This is a genomic window from Dyella sp., from assembly GCF_051962475.1.
Taxonomy (GTDB): Bacteria; Pseudomonadota; Gammaproteobacteria; order Xanthomonadales; family Rhodanobacteraceae; genus Dyella_A.
Genome location: NZ_JBQCCF010000019.1, coordinates 71,980 through 86,361 on the forward strand (window position 1 = coordinate 71,980; position 14,382 = coordinate 86,361).

Genomic DNA, 14,382 nt, shown 5'->3' on the forward strand with positions numbered 1-14,382 from the left:
TGTAGCGGCGCGCGGCGCTTTCCCCTACATCAGCGCGATCGCCCGAATCGGCCGGCGACGGCTCAGCCCGCGTGATCCACCCGCGCCTGCAATGCCATGGCGGCGTGCGGGTTACGCGCCTTGGCGGCGCTGATGAAATAGACGAACACGTCGCGCGCGGCATCGTTGGGGCGCGGCGTTTCCACGTGCGGCAATTCCGCCGGATCGCCGCCGGCGCGCCACTGTACGGCGCGTTCGGCCCAGGCATCGAGCGCGGCGGCGGGATAGCCGTGCGCCTCGTCGGCCTGGCTGCGCATCAGCCGGGCGTAGGTGAACGGGCCGGTGAGGTCGGCCAGCGAGGGGTACTCAGGGGAATCGGTGAACACCGTGGCGACGCCCTGGGCGCGTGCCAGGGCCACGTATTCCTGGCACTGGAAACTGGCGTGGCGCACTTCCAGCGCGTGCCGCAGCGGCACGCCGTTGAGCGTGCGAGGCAGGCGATCGAGGAAGGCGGCCAGATCATCGGGGTCGAATCGGCGCGTGGGGGTGAACTGCCACACCACCGGGCCGAGTCGGTCGCCCAGCGCCTGCAGCGAGTCCACGAACGCGCTAGCCAGGCCAACGGCACCGGCCAGCTTGCGCTGCAGCACGATCGCCTTGGGCGCCTTGAGCGAAAACACGAAGCCGTCGGGCACCTGCTTCGCCCAGCCGGCCAGCGTGGTTGGCGCCGGGGCACGGTAATAGGTGCCGTTGATCTCGATGCTGCGCAATTGGCGGCTGGCGTATTCCAGCTCGCGTCGCTGCACCAGGCCGGCGGGATAGAAATTGTCGCGCCACTCGGGGAACACCCAGCCGCCGATGCCGCAGCGGATGCGCGGCGCGCCCGACGGTATGGTGCTGGAAGAGGCATCGGCGAACAGGTCGGGTGGGGCGGACATAGCGGTCACGACAGCGGGGAAGGGGGGCATCCTGACATGCCGCGGCCGCTGCGGGCATGACCTTCGGACTAGGCAGGCCAGGTGCTTTGACGCGATAGTGGCCCGATCCATTCGTGATCGCCAAGGGGTTGAGCATGTCCAGTCGAGTGTCCTTGCGCGCGGCCATCGCCGCCGCGTTGCTGGTAGTGGCCTGCGGGTCGTCGGCGCAGAGCGTTCCGGCCAAGGGCACGCCGCCGCCCATCGGCATCAACGACAGCGCGCGCCCGGCCCTGCCGCCGGACCTGGCCGACTTCGCTGCCTACGTCGACAAGGCGCGCAGCACCTTCGGCGTGCCAGGCATCGCCGTGGCCATCGTCAAGGACGGCCAGGTGGTGATGGAGCAGGGCTTCGGCGACAAGTCACTGGACCCGAAGCAGCCGGTGGACGCGCACACACTGTTCGCCATTGCGTCGAACACCAAGGCGTTCACCGCTGCGGCGTTGCAGCAACTGGACGAGGCCGGCAAGCTGAAGATGGACGACCGGGTGATCGATCATCTGCCGTGGTTCCGCATGTCCGACCCGTACGTGACGCACGAGATGCGCATCCGCGACCTGCTGGCGCACCGCAGCGGCCTGTCGCTGGGCGCCGGTGACCTCTTGTACTGGCCGCCGACCTCCTACAGCACCAAGGAAGTGGTCGAGCGCCTGAAGCACGTGCCGATCAAGAACGGTTTCCGCAGCGGCTACGCCTACGACAACATCCTGTTCGCCGTGGCCACGCTGGTGATCGAGCGGGCCTCGGGCCAGAGCTACGCCGACTACGTGCGCACGCACCTGTTCCAGCCAGTGGGTATGGACGAGTCGCTGATCGACAAGAACGACATCAAGCCCGGCATGGACGTGGCCACCGGCTACGCCAAGGAGAACTTCAAGAACCTCAAGCCGGTGCCGCCGATGGCGTGGAGCAACGATCCGGGCGCCGGCGGCATCTACGCCAGCGTGCACGACCTGGCCAAGTGGATGAACGTGCAACTGGCCGGCGGCGCGCTGCCCCAGAAGGACGCCGACGGCAAAGCGAAGCGAATCTTCTCCGAAGACAGTCAGCGCCAGATGTGGACCATGCTCACGCCGATCAAGGTGAGCAAGCCGCCGATTCCCGAGCTCGCCCCGGTGATGCCGAACTTCTACGGCTACGGCGAAAGCTGGTTTCTCTCCGACTACCGCGGCCACCGCCTGGCCTGGCACACCGGCGGCTGGCCGGGCTTCGTCTCGCGCGTGACGCTGGTGCCGGAGGAGCACCTGGGCGTGGTGGTGCTCACCAACGCCGAATCCGGTGCCGCGTTCAATGCGGTGACCTACCGCGTGCTCGACGCCTACTTGCATTCGGGCCAGAAGACCGACTGGGTGGCGGTGTACGACAAGCTGGTGAAGAAGGGCGAGGCCAACGCCGACGACAGCTGGGCCAAGCACCAGCAGGCGCGCGAGAAGAACCCCAAACTCGACCTGCCGCAGGCCAGCTACGCCGGCACCTTCCAGGATCCGTGGTACGGCAACGTGATCGTCAGCAATGAGGGGGGCAAGCTGCGCATGCGCTTCGCCCATACCAAGCAGCTGATCGGCACCATGACGCCGTGGCAGCACAGCACCTTCGTGGTGAAGTGGGACGACCGCACGCTCAATGCCGACGCGTTCGCCACCTACACGCTGGACGCCGACGGCAAGATTGCGGAGCTGCGCATGCAGCCGGTCTCGCCGCTGACCGACTTCAGCTTCGACTTCCAGGACCTGCGGCTGAAGCCGCTGGACAAGGACAAGGCGTCCGACGAGTGAGCCATCCGGCGCCGCCGTGGGCGGTGCCGGTCCATTGAAAAGGGGAGAAGCGCATGCGCCGTTATGCATCGTTCGTCATCGCCGGCCTGTTTGGCCTGGCCGTCGCCAGCTCATCGCCCGCGCGCGACGCCGTCACCTCGGCGCCGGCGCTGTTCCGCGTAGAGCTGGGCAGCCAGTCCAGCCAGCCCGCGTCCGGCCGCCTGCTGTTGTTCGCGGTGGATGCCAAGACCGCCCGCGCCGCGGCGAAGGACGGCGCGGTGGAGGAGGTCGACACCAATCCGTTCAAGCCGTCCGAGACCGCCATCGCTGCGCGCGAAGTGACGCATCTGGCCCCGGGCCAGGGCGTCACGATGGATGCCGACGCGGAGGCGTTCCCCGAGGCGTTCTCGCAGCTGCCGCCCGGTGACTACCTGCTGCAGGCGGTGCTGGACACCCACCACGACTACAACTATCACGGCCGCGACGCGGGCGACGTGGTCAGCCCGGTGGTCGAGGCGCACCTGCCCGGCGCCATCCCGCGCCTGGTGCTGGACAAGGTGCTGCCCGAACGCGGGCTGTGGGATTTCCCCAAGGGCGCGCTGAGCCCCACCACCGAAAAGCATCTGGCCGACGCCAAGGCGCACCTCAAGCCGATCGACTTCGTCAGCCCCGCACTCAGCGCGTTCTGGGGCCGCCCTATCCACATGAAGGGCTGGGTGCTGCTGCCGCCGGGCTACGACGCCTCGGGCAAGACGACCTGTCCGGTGGTCTATCACACGCATGGCTTCGGCGGCAGCGACCGCAGCGAGGCAGCGACCGGCCTGATGGCGTACGGGCAGATGGCCGAAAAGGCGATGCCGCCGATGATCTGGGTGCTGCTGGACGAATCCTCGGCGACCGGCACGCACGAGTTCGCCGATTCGGTGAACAACGGCCCGTGGGGCGAGGCGCTCACCACCGAGCTGATCCCGTCGCTGGAAAAGCAGTACCGCATGGACGGCAAGGCCAGCGGCCGCTTCCTCAACGGGCACTCTTCCGGCGGCTGGGCCACGCTGTGGCTGCAGACGCGCTACCCGAAAGTGTTCGGTGGCACCTGGTCCACCTCGCCCGACCCCAGCGATTTCCACGACTTCACCGGGCCGGACCTGTACGCGGCGCGCGCCAACGTTTATCACCGCCCGGACGGCACGGCGTATCCGCTGGTGCGCGACAAGGGCAAGGTGTACGCCACGTTCGAGCAGTTCGCGAAGATGGAGCGCGTGCTCGGCCCCTACGGCGGCCAGATGGCCTCGTTCGACTGGGTGTTCTCGCCGCGCGGCAAGGACGGCCGGCCGATGCCGATGTTCGATCGCGACACCGGTGACGTCGACCCGTCGGTCGTCGCCTACTGGCATGACCACTACGACATCGCCCATCGGCTGAAGACGAACTGGCCGGCGCTCAAGCCCGACCTGGACGGCAAGATTCACCTGTATGTGGGCACCGCCGACACGTTCTACCTTGACGGCGCCGCGCATCGTCTGAAGGCCGTGCTGGACGGGCTCGGCGCGAAGTCCTCGTTCCACTTCCTGCCCAACCGCACCCACTTCGATCTCTACGTCATCGGCAAGGACCGCCAAGGCCTGATGAAGCAGATCGCCTGGGAGATGTACGCGGTGGCGCGCCCCGGTGCGCAGCAATCGAAACAAGCCGCACCCTGACCGGCCCCGCACCGACACCGCCGCCCCTGTAGGAGCGACTTCAGTCGCGATGCCTTTCGCTCTGATGCGCCATCCGAGCAAGAGCATCGCGGCTGAAGCCGCTCCTACAGTGAGGCCGGGGACGTCGTCGAAACCCGCGCCAGCATTGGCGCCCCTGTAGGAGCGACTTCAGTCGCGATGCCTTTTCGCCTTGATGCGCCATGCGAGCAAGAGCATCGCGGCTAAAGCCGCCCCTGCAGGGGGGGGGCGTCCTCGAGGTCACCCGTCGCTTATTCCGTCCACGGGTCGTAGCTGCCGAACCACCACAGATGGCCTTCCATGTCGCGGCAGCTGTAGCCGGCGCCGCCGTAGTCCTTCTCGGCGTACTCGTCCACGATCTGCGCGCCAGCGGCTTTCGCCTGTTCGTAGTGCGCGCGGCAATCTTTCACGATCACGCAGGCCACCTGCGTCTCGCGCCCGCCGGTGTCGGCCGGGGTCAGCAGGTGCTGGCCGAAGCCGTCCTCGCGCACCGATCCCAGCATCACCATGCCGCTGCCGTAGGTGAGCTGCGCATGGGCGACGCCGCCCTGGTCATCCTCATACACCGCCTGTCGGGCGAAGCCGAAGGCGCGGCACAGCCAGTCGATGGCCGCATGCGCATCGCGGTAGCGCATGCAGGGAATGATGGTGCTGCCGTGGATCGGTGACATCGCTCGCTCCTTGGGAATGGGTGGAACAAGGCTAGCTACGCGCCGTTGCCCGGTCTTGGCGATTTTCCGAAGTGCTAGTCGATCACCAGGTGATTGATGTGCGGGCCGCGCTGCGCCATGAACGCGCTCGGCGTGAGCCCGGCGAACGCGCGGAACTCGCGCACCAGATGCGCCTGATCGGTGAAGCCGCCGTCGGCGGCCACCCGGCACCAGTCCACGCTGCCGGCCGAGTGCACCTGTGTGAGGATCGCGCGGAAGCGCTGCAGGCGGGCGTAGCGTTTTGGCCCCATGCCGATCTGGCGATGGAAGCGCGAACGCAGGCTGTCGTCCGACAGACCGGTCTGCGCCACCACGCCGCCGATGCGGGCCCATTGCGGCGCATGATCGAGCGCGCTCGCCACATGGGCTACAGCCGGGTCGATCGTCGGCCCGCGCTGCTGGATGCGCAGCCACTGCTCGAGGATCTGCAGGCGTGCGGCGGGCGTCGTGGTTTCCAGCAGTCGCTGCCGCAACTTCCGGGCGGCGCCACCGAACAGGTCTTCCAGGTTGATGTCTCGTGCCAGCAGCATCTGCTGGTCTTCAGCGGTCAGGGCGTGCGCGCCACCGGGCCGGAACACGGCACCCATCACGCGCACCTGTTCGGCGGTGTCGATGATCTGACTGGTCAGGCGCGGGCCGCCGAGCACGCTGCCGGACGAGCGCAGGCACTGGCGCTGCGGTTCGTCGGTGTAGACGCGCGTCTCGTCCTCGCACAGGTTGATGATCAGCTGCGCGCCGGGTTGTGGGAGCACCCGCTCGAAATGGTGCGCGGCGGCGGGCATGTCCCAATCCCAGATCGTCTCGATCAGGCAGTCCAGCGGTGGGCTTGGGCGGCGCTGCGTGAATCCCATGCGGTGCCTCAGGAATCGGGAGGGACGACCCCAGTATCGCGCGGCGGGCGCACGGTGCGTATCACCATGTCCTGCGCGCGGATCAGCGGCAGGTTCTGCTCGCGCAGCTTCGCCAGCACGGCGAACAGCAGGTCACTTTTCACGGTGGACGCGTCGCGCGGGTTGCGCGTGTAGGCGTAGGCGCTGAACACCAGGTTGCCGGCGTCGATGCTGTCCAGCTGGACGTACGGCGCAGGCGTGTCCAGCGTTGCGGGGTGCGCCTTGAGCGCTTCCAGGATAAGGTCGCGTGCTTGCGCGGCATCGGTGTCCAGTGGCATCGGCACGCTGAACTTCACCCGCCCCAGCGCATTGGCCAACGTCACGTTGCGCACGTTCTGGGTGATCAACTGCGAGTTCGGCACGATCACAGTGGAGCGATCCCATAGCTGGATCTCGGTGGCGCGAACGTTGATGCGGCGGATGTCGCCCTCCACGCCGTTGAGGCTAACCCAGTCGCCCACTTTCACCGGTCGCTCGGCCAGCAGGATCAGCCCGGAGATGAAGTTCGACACGATCGCCTGCAGACCGAAGCCGATGCCCACCGACAGCGCGCTGGCGATCCACGCGATGTTCTGCAGGCTCACCTTCAGTGTGGCCAGCGCCATCACCACCACCAGCACGCCGCCGACGTAGCCGAGCAGGGTGAGCATCGACATGCGCATGCCGGCGTCCAGCCGGGTGTTGGGCAGCAGCTCCACCTCAAGCCAGCGCTTGATGATGCGCACCACGCCCAGGCCCACCACCAGCACCAGCATGGCCTTGATCACATCGCGCGGGGCCAGCGTCATCTCGCCGAAGGTGAGTCCACCCAACAGGGTGCCGACGCTGGAGGTGAGGTCTTCCGGGCTGGCGCCCAGGCGCGAGATCACCGCGCCGATGCCCAGCAGCACCGCCAGTGCGCGGGTCACGCCGCAGAGCACGGCGCGTGCCTGCTCCAGCGGTCCGGGCTCCAGCTCGAACGCCCGCTGCAGGCGTTGCCCGGTGCGTCCCTTGGGCGACAGCAGCAGCGCCCAGGTGTCGTTGAGCGCATGCATGAACAGATACAGCGAGGCGAACACCACACTGATCCACACCGCGTTGATCGCCAGGAAAAACGCCAGCGCGATGTAGCCCGTCGCCACCGCCAGCACGCAGGTCACCGAGGCCAGCACCAGCGCGCCCAGGCAAAGGCCGATCCACAGCGAGCGGCTCGGCGGCGGCTCGCCGGCGGCGGCCAGGGCGCGCCGCGCGCGGGCCTGGCGCAGCAAGGCGGTGCCGATCAGCGCGGCGGTCACCAGGGCGATCAGGCCGCGCGTGGCCACGCTGGCCGGCAGGCTGGCGCTGATCGCGTGGTTCACCAGTTCCACCGTGCCGAGCAGGGCGATCGCCATCGCCAGCAGCCACGGGAACGGGCGCAGCGCCTGCGCCTCGGCATCGGTGAGCTCGGGCAGGCGCCAGCTCGGGCGCACCGCCGAGAGCAGGGCGCGCCCGAGCCCGGCCACGTAGGCGCTGAGAAGCACCAGCTGCACCATCTGATGGGCGAGCCCAGCGAGGTCGTCGTCGAGCAGGCCGTTCCAGTTCACCGACCAGTACACCAGTTGCGCCGCCAGACCCGTGTTGAGCGTGGTGAGTACGGCAATCGCCAGCGCCAGCGCGCTGCGTCGCAGACGGCCGGCGGCCATGCGGTTCTGGGTGAGGCGCAGCAGCTGGCGCTCCAGCAGCCAGCGGCCCACGCCCAGCAGCAATGCCGCGGAGAGCAGGCAGGCTACGAATGGCGTGCGATTGGGCGGCTGCGAGGCCGCGCGGATCGCCGTGCCGAGGTCGTCGCCGAGTGCGCGCAAGCGGCGCAGGTCGGACGGCAGGCTGCGCATCGGGTCGGACCAGAACGCGGTGCTGAAGGGCGTGGCCGTGCGTTCGGCCAGTCGCGTCTGGAATTCGTTGCGACGCTGGTCGGAGAGTTGCGCGGCGAGTTGGGCGGCCTCCTGGCCCATCAGCTGCGCCTGTTTCACCTGCGCATCCACGTCGGCCTGCGCCTTGTCGAGCTTGCGTCGTTGGGCGCTTACCTCGGCCGCTTCGGCCGGGGCGCCCTTGGCCGGCGCCGGCCCTAGCACGGCCAGCTGTGCCTGCACGCTTTGCACCTGCGGCGCAAGGCTGGCGGCGAGCTGGCTGGCCTGGTCCTGTACGGCCAGCGCCTGTGTGCGCAGGTCGCCCAGCTGGCCCGCTGTCGGTTGGGCGGCGAGCGCCTTCTTGATGTCGTCGAGCTGCCCGCGCAACTGGTCCATCTGCTGCGACGGCGTGGGCGGCGGGGCGTCGGGCGCCGCGTCCTGGCGGGCGAGGGCAGCGGTGCTGCCGAAGGCAAGCAGGAGAACCAGCAGGAGGCGGGCGAGGCGAGGCATCCGGGCATGATCGGAGCCGCCCTGCGGGCGGTCAATCGCCGCGCGTGCCTTGACGATGCCTTCAGCAGCGGGCATTCAGCCTGACCCGATGAGCACGCCCTTCGATGTTCCCCCGGATCTGCTCGCCTGGCACGGCGACGTGGCCCGCGCACGCCAGCTGCAACAGGAGCTGGCCGCCCGCGTGCGATTGCAGCACGACGCCCCGCCACCGCGCCTGGTGGCCGGCGTCGATGTCGGCTTCGAGGAGGCCGGCGCCATCACCCGCGCCGCTGCCGTGCTGCTTGACGCCGCCACCATGCAGCCCCTGGCCGAGGTGGTGGCGCGCCTGCCCACGCGCATGCCGTACATCCCCGGGCTGCTCTCTTTCCGCGAGCTGCCGGCCGTGCTGCAGGCGCTGGCGCAGTTGCCCGAAGTGCCGGAGCTGATCCTCGTTGACGGCCACGGCGTGGCGCATCCGCGGGGGCTGGGCATCGCCGCGCACCTGGGTGTGGTCATCGACCTGCCCACCATCGGCGTGGCGAAGAAAATCCTGGTCGGCAGCCATGACGCCGTGGGTTTGAAACGCGGCGATCGCACGCCGCTGATGCACCGCGGCCGCATGATCGGCACCGTGCTTCGCAGCAAGGACGGCATCCAGCCACTGATCGTCTCCCCCGGCCACCGGGTGAGCCACGCCACCGCGGTGGCGCGCGTGCTCGCCTGCGGCCGCGGCTACAAGCTGCCCGAGCCCACACGGCTGGCCGACCGGCTGGCGTCGCGGCGGGATCGGCGCACCTGACCGGAACGGCCAGGAACAGGCGAGTCCCCCGACGGCGACATCGACGCGCGCGCAGGCTGCCTTGCGACGTGGCGCGAGCGGGTGGCACTTCACGCCCTTGGCGCCGTCATTCCCGCGGACGCGGGGATCCATCCCGGTGCGATGCATGAAGCAACGTGGATGCCCGCTTTCGCGGGCATGACGGCCCAGTGGCACGAAGGCTTGGCGGCGAGGCCAAGCTCTTCGCCGCCTGCAGTCCGCACCTGCGCACGGCCGTGCTCTGCCTCATCCCCTCAACCGCCGTCATTCCCGCGGACGCGGGAATCCATTCGGGCGTGCTGCATGAAGCAACGTGGATGCCCGCTTTCGCGGGCATGACGGCAGGGTGCCGGGGTCGAGCTCCTGGTTGTCGTGCGTTCGTCAGCCGCGAAGGACAACGGTCTGGCTCATCCCCTCAGCCGCCGTCATTCCCGCGAACGCGGGAATCCATTTTGATCTTCTCCAGCAGTCCCATGGCGGCCACGCGCTCGCGGACACGACGCCGCCGCTTTCTCCCGCCGCGAATCACGCCGACATCACGCACGCGCCTCAAGCGCATTCGTATACGGTGAGCGCCCACCCACGGCACGACAACGCGTGCGGGCGCCTGGCCCACCCCACGCGGCTTGTCCTCCTGCTCTCGCGCCCACATGCTCACGCCTCTGGCGCTGCGCTCCCCGGACATCCCATGCTCTTCCGCTGGTTCGAAAACCTCATCGACCCGTTCAAGGAACCGGTCGACGCCATGCCGCCGGCCACGGTGGGACGCTTCTACGCGTTCTACCTGCGCCAGGTGTGGCCGATCTTCCTCATTACCCTGCTGGTGGGGCTGGGCTTTGCGCTGGTGGAAGTGGCGCTGTTCGGCTACATCGGGCGCATCGTGGACATGGCCAACGCCACGCCCGCGGCGCAGTTTTTCCACATGCACGGTCACACGTTGCTGTGGATGGGCTTCGTGGCGCTGGTGCTGCGGCCGGTGCTGTCGGCGCTGCACGACCTGCTGGTGAACCAGGCGATCGTGCCGGGGCTGACCGGGCGCATCCGCTGGCAGAACCATCGCTACGTGATCCGCCAGAGCCTGGGCTTCTTCCAGAACGACTTCGCCGGGCGCATCGCCAACCGCATCATGCAGACCGGCGCCAGCCTGCGCGAATCTGCGGTGCAGATCGTCGATGCGATCTGGTACGTGGTGGTCTACACCGGCAGCGCGATCTTCCTGTTCGCCGAGGCCGACGCCTGGCTGGCCGCGCCGCTGGTGGCGTGGATCGTCGCCTATGTAGCGACGCTGGCGTATTTCATCCCACGTACCAAGCAGCGCTCGTGGGAGTCGTCCGAGGCGCGCTCCAAGTTGATGGGTCGCATCGTCGACGGCTACAGCAACGTGCTCACGCTCAAGCTGTTCTCGCATACCCGCCGCGAAGAGGACTACGTGGCCGATGCCCTGGGCGAGCAGATCGGCAAGACCCGCCGCATGACGCGCATGACCACCGCGATGGACATCACCATCACCTCGCTCAACGGCCTGCTGATCGTCGGCACCTCCGGCCTGGCGGTGTGGTTGTGGAGCCAGGGCCGGGTGACCGTGGGCGCCATCGCGCTGGCGACCGGCCTGGTGATCCGCATCAACAACATGTCCGGCTGGATCATGTGGGTGGTCAACGGCATCTTCGAGAACATCGGCACGGTGCAGGACGGCCTCACCACCATCGCCCAGCCGCGCACCGTGCAGGATGCGCCGGATGCGTTGCCGCTGGTGGTGCGCGAGGGCGGCGTGCGTTTCGAGCGCATCCACTTCCACTACGGCAAGCAGGGCGGGGTGATCGCCGGGCTGGATCTCACCGTGCGGCCGGGCGAGAAGATCGGCCTGGTCGGCCCGTCGGGCGCGGGCAAATCGACCTTGGTCAACGTGCTGCTGCGCCTGTATGACCTGGAGCAGGGCCGCATCCTCATCGACGGCCAGGACATCGCCCAGGTCACGCAGGAGAGCCTGCGCTCGCAGATCGGCGTGGTCACCCAGGACACCTCGCTGTTGCACCGCTCGATCCGCGACAACCTGCTCTACGGCCGCCCCGACGCCAGCGACGCGCAGATCGCCGAGGCCGTGCGCAAGGCGCGCGCCGACGAGTTCATCCCGACCCTGCTCGACGGCCAGGGCCGCACCGGCTTCGACGCCCACGTCGGCGAGCGCGGCGTGAAGCTTTCCGGCGGCCAGCGCCAGCGCATCGCCATCGCCCGCGTGCTGCTCAAGGACGCGCCGATCCTGGTGCTCGACGAAGCCACCAGCGCGCTGGATTCGGAAGCCGAAGCCGCCATCCAGGACAGCCTCGACCTGCTCATGCAGGACAAGACGGTGATCGCCATCGCGCATCGCCTGTCCACCATCGCCCGCATGGACCGATTGGTGGTGATGGACAAGGGCCGCATCGTCGAAACCGGCACGCATGCCGAGTTGATCGCGCACGAGGGGCTGTATGCGCGGCTGTGGGCACGGCAGACCGGCGGCTTCGTGGCGGTGGAGGATGCGGTGGGCTGAGGGCGGAATGGCCGGCCGTTCGCTGGCCGCGCTCGGCGAATTCGTTTTCGCGAGGGGCGGCCTTGCGCAGGCTTGCAGGCATCACTCCCACAACCAGCATCTGTCGCACCGCCCGGTAGCCATGTGCTTCCGCTTGCCCAGCGCTGCCGTGCAAGCGCCTGGGATGTTCGGCTTGTCGGGCGAGCAGGCGCTCACGCATATTCGCGCAGCCCGTACCGCGTCAGGCGGTCACTAGGTATTTGCCCACTTGGTCAAGCGCACCCCGCCCACTGTCGGCATTGGCTTCCTCATCCTGCTCGTAGCGGGCGGAATGTCGTTGCTGGTGCACCTGCACCCTGAAAAGTTGAAGGTACCCGCCTGGGTGGCGCATCTCGCCTTGGGCCTGTTGGCTTTCGCCGGCGTCTGCGTCGTGGCGCTGGCACTTCGCCTGAACCAGCTCATCTGGCTTGTCTGCGTGCTGCTCGGCGCGATGGCCATTGCGCCGGCGTGGATTGCCCTTGGTTCCGGGCCCCGTCAATGCACCATGTTCTCGCTTGGCGCGCGTGGCGCGCGTGCCGCGGTGTCCGAGGTGGCCTGTCGTGACGCCTTCGGGATCGGGGCGACGATACTGGCGACCCTATTCATCCTTGCGGTCCGCGGCGCTCTGTGGTCGAGAGACGCGGGCTAGTCAATCTCCTTGCCTGCGTCGCTTCGCGGCGTGGCCAACACCCGGGGGCACAGCCCAGATGCCAGCGCGCTTGAACCGACCAGCCCGCGTTTCGAAACCACGCATGGATCCATTTACCGCGCGCGCCGGTGGGCTGCTCTTCTTGCTTATCGCCGCCGGGGAGCTGTTTGTGGGCATAAGAGCCGCGGCCACGGGATGCATCAGCACCATGCGTGGGCACCACGGTCCGAGCGTTCTCCATTGCTCGCCCGACCTGTGGTATCGGGGTATGACCGCTGCGGCGCTCATCATGGGAGTGGCGCTGGCTGCCGTTGGTGTGAAGTGGCTCATGCGCGCGCGGTAGGCCTGAGGGGCAAGCTGCGGAGATCGGCGATTCCGGGTCGGCCGATGGGCGTCAGCTTTGACGTCCGGAAGGCCGCCGTCTAGATAGGCACAAGGAGGCTCTGCTCGGTCTACACCCGCGGCGGGCCTGCACTTCGTGAGAGACCGTGGGCCGTCGCAAACGCCGCCATCCCGCAAAAAAAAGGAGGCGCACTGCGCCCCCCACCATCAATTTATATCCGCCGTCCGGGCTTGCGGCAAGGCGCGCGCCCTGACCTAGCATCGCCGCCCTGCCGACGGGGCAGGAAGCATGAGGCGGGGCGGATGATGCATGACGACGAGTGGGTCGCGGTTTCCCATGCAAACTGCGAGTGCGTGGCCGGGCCGTTCTATCACGGCACTCGGGCGGACCTTTCCGTCGGCGATCTGCTGACGGCAGGGTTCACCTCCAACTACGACGAGCGGGTGGTGATGAATCACGTCTACTTCACCGCCATGGCGAAGGGTGCGGGGTTGGCTGCTGAGATGGCGCGTGGTGCGGGTCGACCGCGGGTTTACGTGGTGGCACCTACCGGCGCGTTCGAGGATGACCCGAACGTCACCAACAAGAAGTTCCGCGGCAATCCGACACGGTCGTACCGGAGTGCGCTGCCGTTGAAGGTTCTGGGCGAGCTGGACAACTGGGAGCTCTATGACGCGGAGTTCATCGCGGAACTGAGGCGTCGCGTCGAGGAGGGCATGGGAGAAATCCTCAACTGAGGATGGCGCACACCTCGTCAGGAGTGGGTCGCCTGAGTTGTCATCCGAGGGCGGTCGAGTCCCCTGGAGGGTCGCCGCAGGTGTTCCCTCCAGGGGACTCTACCGCGGGCACGCGCCGAGGCGTTCGAAGTGGGGGCCTTCTCCGAAGGCCTCGCCCGCACCGCAGGCCGAAGTGCGTTCGAGGTGTCGGAAAGCTTCGCGCAGTGCCCGGTCGATGAGGCTGAGCGCGGTGCGGTTCTTCTCACATTCTTGCCCACCGATTCACACGCGCGGCGGCACTCTGCGGCTTCCCACCGACGCGGAGGATCGAGCCATGCCGAGCAAGAGCGCCATCCAGCGAGCCCGCAAGGACAAGCGCGAGGGTAAGTCGCCCAGCACGCAGGCGGGGGAGTTCGTACGCGAGGAGATCGAGCACGTGCGCGAGGGCAAGCACGGGGCGCGGTCGACCAAGCAGGCGATCGCGATTGGCCTGTCCGAGGCCCGCAGCGCCGGCGTGGATGTGCCGGCCAAGGGCAAGGCCGCGAAAAAATCCTCGACGAAGAAAGCGGCTGCCAAGAAATCCTCAACGAAGAAGCCGTCTACGAAGAAATCGGCCAGCAAGAAGGTGGTTACCAAGAAGGCGGCGAGCAAGAAGACGGCGCGCAAGTCGTCGGAGACGAAGGCTACCCGCAGCCGCGCCGCGACCAAGGCGCTGAAGAAGGAAGGAAGCGCGGCCGCCTCCAAGCGCGCGCTGTCGCGCCAGGGACATCAGGCGGCAGCCAAGCGTTCCGCGGCCGATCGCAGCGCCGCGGCCAAGAAAGCGGCTCGCACCAAGGGGGCGAAGGGGCGTTCCGCCGCCGCGAAGAAGGCCGCGCGAACGCGCGCGCGTGGCGCTAGCGATTAGGCCGGCCGCACGGCGACGCGCTG

11 protein-coding genes are annotated in these 14,382 nt (G+C 68.2%); 7 read left to right on the top strand and 4 right to left on the bottom strand.

The genetic code is table 11. The annotated features are described in order from the left end of the window. Window positions 1-62: 62 nt before the first annotated feature. Window positions 63-917 carry a DUF72 domain-containing protein gene (locus ACTHJF_RS04060; RefSeq protein WP_440265971.1) on the bottom strand — a complete coding sequence of 285 codons (855 nt, stop codon included), beginning with the start codon at window positions 915-917 and terminating at the stop codon, window positions 63-65. Between the two features lie 134 nt (window positions 918-1,051). Here ACTHJF_RS04060 and ACTHJF_RS04065 point away from each other — a divergent pair, with 134 nt between their 5' ends. Next, window positions 1,052-2,728, top strand: coding sequence for a serine hydrolase (locus ACTHJF_RS04065; RefSeq protein ID WP_440265972.1), 1,677 nt, complete (start codon window positions 1,052-1,054; stop codon window positions 2,726-2,728). 53 nt (window positions 2,729-2,781) lie between these two features. Continuing rightward, window positions 2,782-4,407, top strand: coding sequence for an alpha/beta hydrolase (locus ACTHJF_RS04070; RefSeq protein ID WP_440265973.1), 1,626 nt, complete (start codon window positions 2,782-2,784; stop codon window positions 4,405-4,407). A 269-nt stretch (window positions 4,408-4,676) separates the two neighbouring features. On the opposite strand, the gene ACTHJF_RS04075 is transcribed toward ACTHJF_RS04070, so the two are convergent. The 3 genes from ACTHJF_RS04075 to ACTHJF_RS04085 form a co-directional block, all read right to left on the bottom strand. Continuing rightward, on the bottom strand, window positions 4,677-5,096 hold the full coding sequence (locus ACTHJF_RS04075; protein WP_440265974.1) for a VOC family protein: 420 nt from the start codon (window positions 5,094-5,096) through the stop codon (window positions 4,677-4,679). Between the two features lie 74 nt (window positions 5,097-5,170). After that, a complete protein-coding gene (locus ACTHJF_RS04080) occupies window positions 5,171-5,986 on the bottom strand; it encodes a helix-turn-helix domain-containing protein (protein WP_440265975.1) in 816 nt (271 codons plus the stop codon). 8 nt (window positions 5,987-5,994) lie between these two features. Next, window positions 5,995-8,400 (bottom strand): DUF3772 domain-containing protein, encoded by a 2,406-nt coding sequence (locus ACTHJF_RS04085; RefSeq protein ID WP_440265976.1) that lies wholly within the window; start codon window positions 8,398-8,400, stop codon window positions 5,995-5,997. Between the two features lie 88 nt (window positions 8,401-8,488). Here ACTHJF_RS04085 and nfi point away from each other — a divergent pair, with 88 nt between their 5' ends. The 5 genes from nfi to ACTHJF_RS04110 all read left to right on the top strand — a co-directional run bounded on the left by nfi (window position 8,489) and on the right by ACTHJF_RS04110 (window position 14,359). After that, on the top strand, window positions 8,489-9,178 hold the full coding sequence (gene nfi / locus ACTHJF_RS04090; RefSeq protein ID WP_440265977.1) for a deoxyribonuclease V: 690 nt from the start codon (window positions 8,489-8,491) through the stop codon (window positions 9,176-9,178). Between the two features lie 706 nt (window positions 9,179-9,884). Further along, a complete protein-coding gene (locus ACTHJF_RS04095) occupies window positions 9,885-11,729 on the top strand; it encodes an ABC transporter ATP-binding protein (RefSeq protein ID WP_440265978.1) in 1,845 nt (614 codons plus the stop codon). Between the two features lie 247 nt (window positions 11,730-11,976). Then, complete coding sequence (locus ACTHJF_RS04100; protein WP_440265979.1) at window positions 11,977-12,396, top strand: hypothetical protein; 420 nt, start codon at window positions 11,977-11,979, stop codon at window positions 12,394-12,396. A 645-nt stretch (window positions 12,397-13,041) separates the two neighbouring features. Next, on the top strand, window positions 13,042-13,476 hold the full coding sequence (arr, locus tag ACTHJF_RS04105) for an NAD(+)--rifampin ADP-ribosyltransferase (RefSeq protein WP_440265980.1): 435 nt from the start codon (window positions 13,042-13,044) through the stop codon (window positions 13,474-13,476). A gap of 313 nt (window positions 13,477-13,789) precedes the next feature. Then, window positions 13,790-14,359: a DUF6496 domain-containing protein gene (locus tag ACTHJF_RS04110; RefSeq protein ID WP_440265991.1), complete on the top strand. Its 570-nt coding sequence runs from the start codon at window positions 13,790-13,792 to the stop codon at window positions 14,357-14,359. Window positions 14,360-14,382 lie beyond the last annotated feature (23 nt).

What these genes read in the sequence shown, in the direction of transcription:
- ACTHJF_RS04080 (WP_440265975.1), bottom strand. Translation starts at nt 5,986, where the DNA reads ATGGGATTCACGCAGCGCCGCCCAAGCCCACCGCTGGACTGCCTGATC.
- arr (WP_440265980.1), top strand. Translation starts at nt 13,042, where the DNA reads ATGATGCATGACGACGAGTGGGTCGCGGTTTCCCATGCAAACTGCGAG.
- ACTHJF_RS04060 (WP_440265971.1), bottom strand. Translation starts at nt 917, where the DNA reads ATGTCCGCCCCACCCGACCTGTTCGCCGATGCCTCTTCCAGCACCATA.
- ACTHJF_RS04110 (WP_440265991.1), top strand. Translation starts at nt 13,790, where the DNA reads ATGCCGAGCAAGAGCGCCATCCAGCGAGCCCGCAAGGACAAGCGCGAG.
- nfi (WP_440265977.1), top strand. Translation starts at nt 8,489, where the DNA reads ATGAGCACGCCCTTCGATGTTCCCCCGGATCTGCTCGCCTGGCACGGC.
- ACTHJF_RS04070 (WP_440265973.1), top strand. Translation starts at nt 2,782, where the DNA reads ATGCGCCGTTATGCATCGTTCGTCATCGCCGGCCTGTTTGGCCTGGCC.
- ACTHJF_RS04095 (WP_440265978.1), top strand. Translation starts at nt 9,885, where the DNA reads ATGCTCTTCCGCTGGTTCGAAAACCTCATCGACCCGTTCAAGGAACCG.
- ACTHJF_RS04085 (WP_440265976.1), bottom strand. Translation starts at nt 8,400, where the DNA reads ATGCCTCGCCTCGCCCGCCTCCTGCTGGTTCTCCTGCTTGCCTTCGGC.
- ACTHJF_RS04065 (WP_440265972.1), top strand. Translation starts at nt 1,052, where the DNA reads ATGTCCAGTCGAGTGTCCTTGCGCGCGGCCATCGCCGCCGCGTTGCTG.
- ACTHJF_RS04075 (WP_440265974.1), bottom strand. Translation starts at nt 5,096, where the DNA reads ATGTCACCGATCCACGGCAGCACCATCATTCCCTGCATGCGCTACCGC.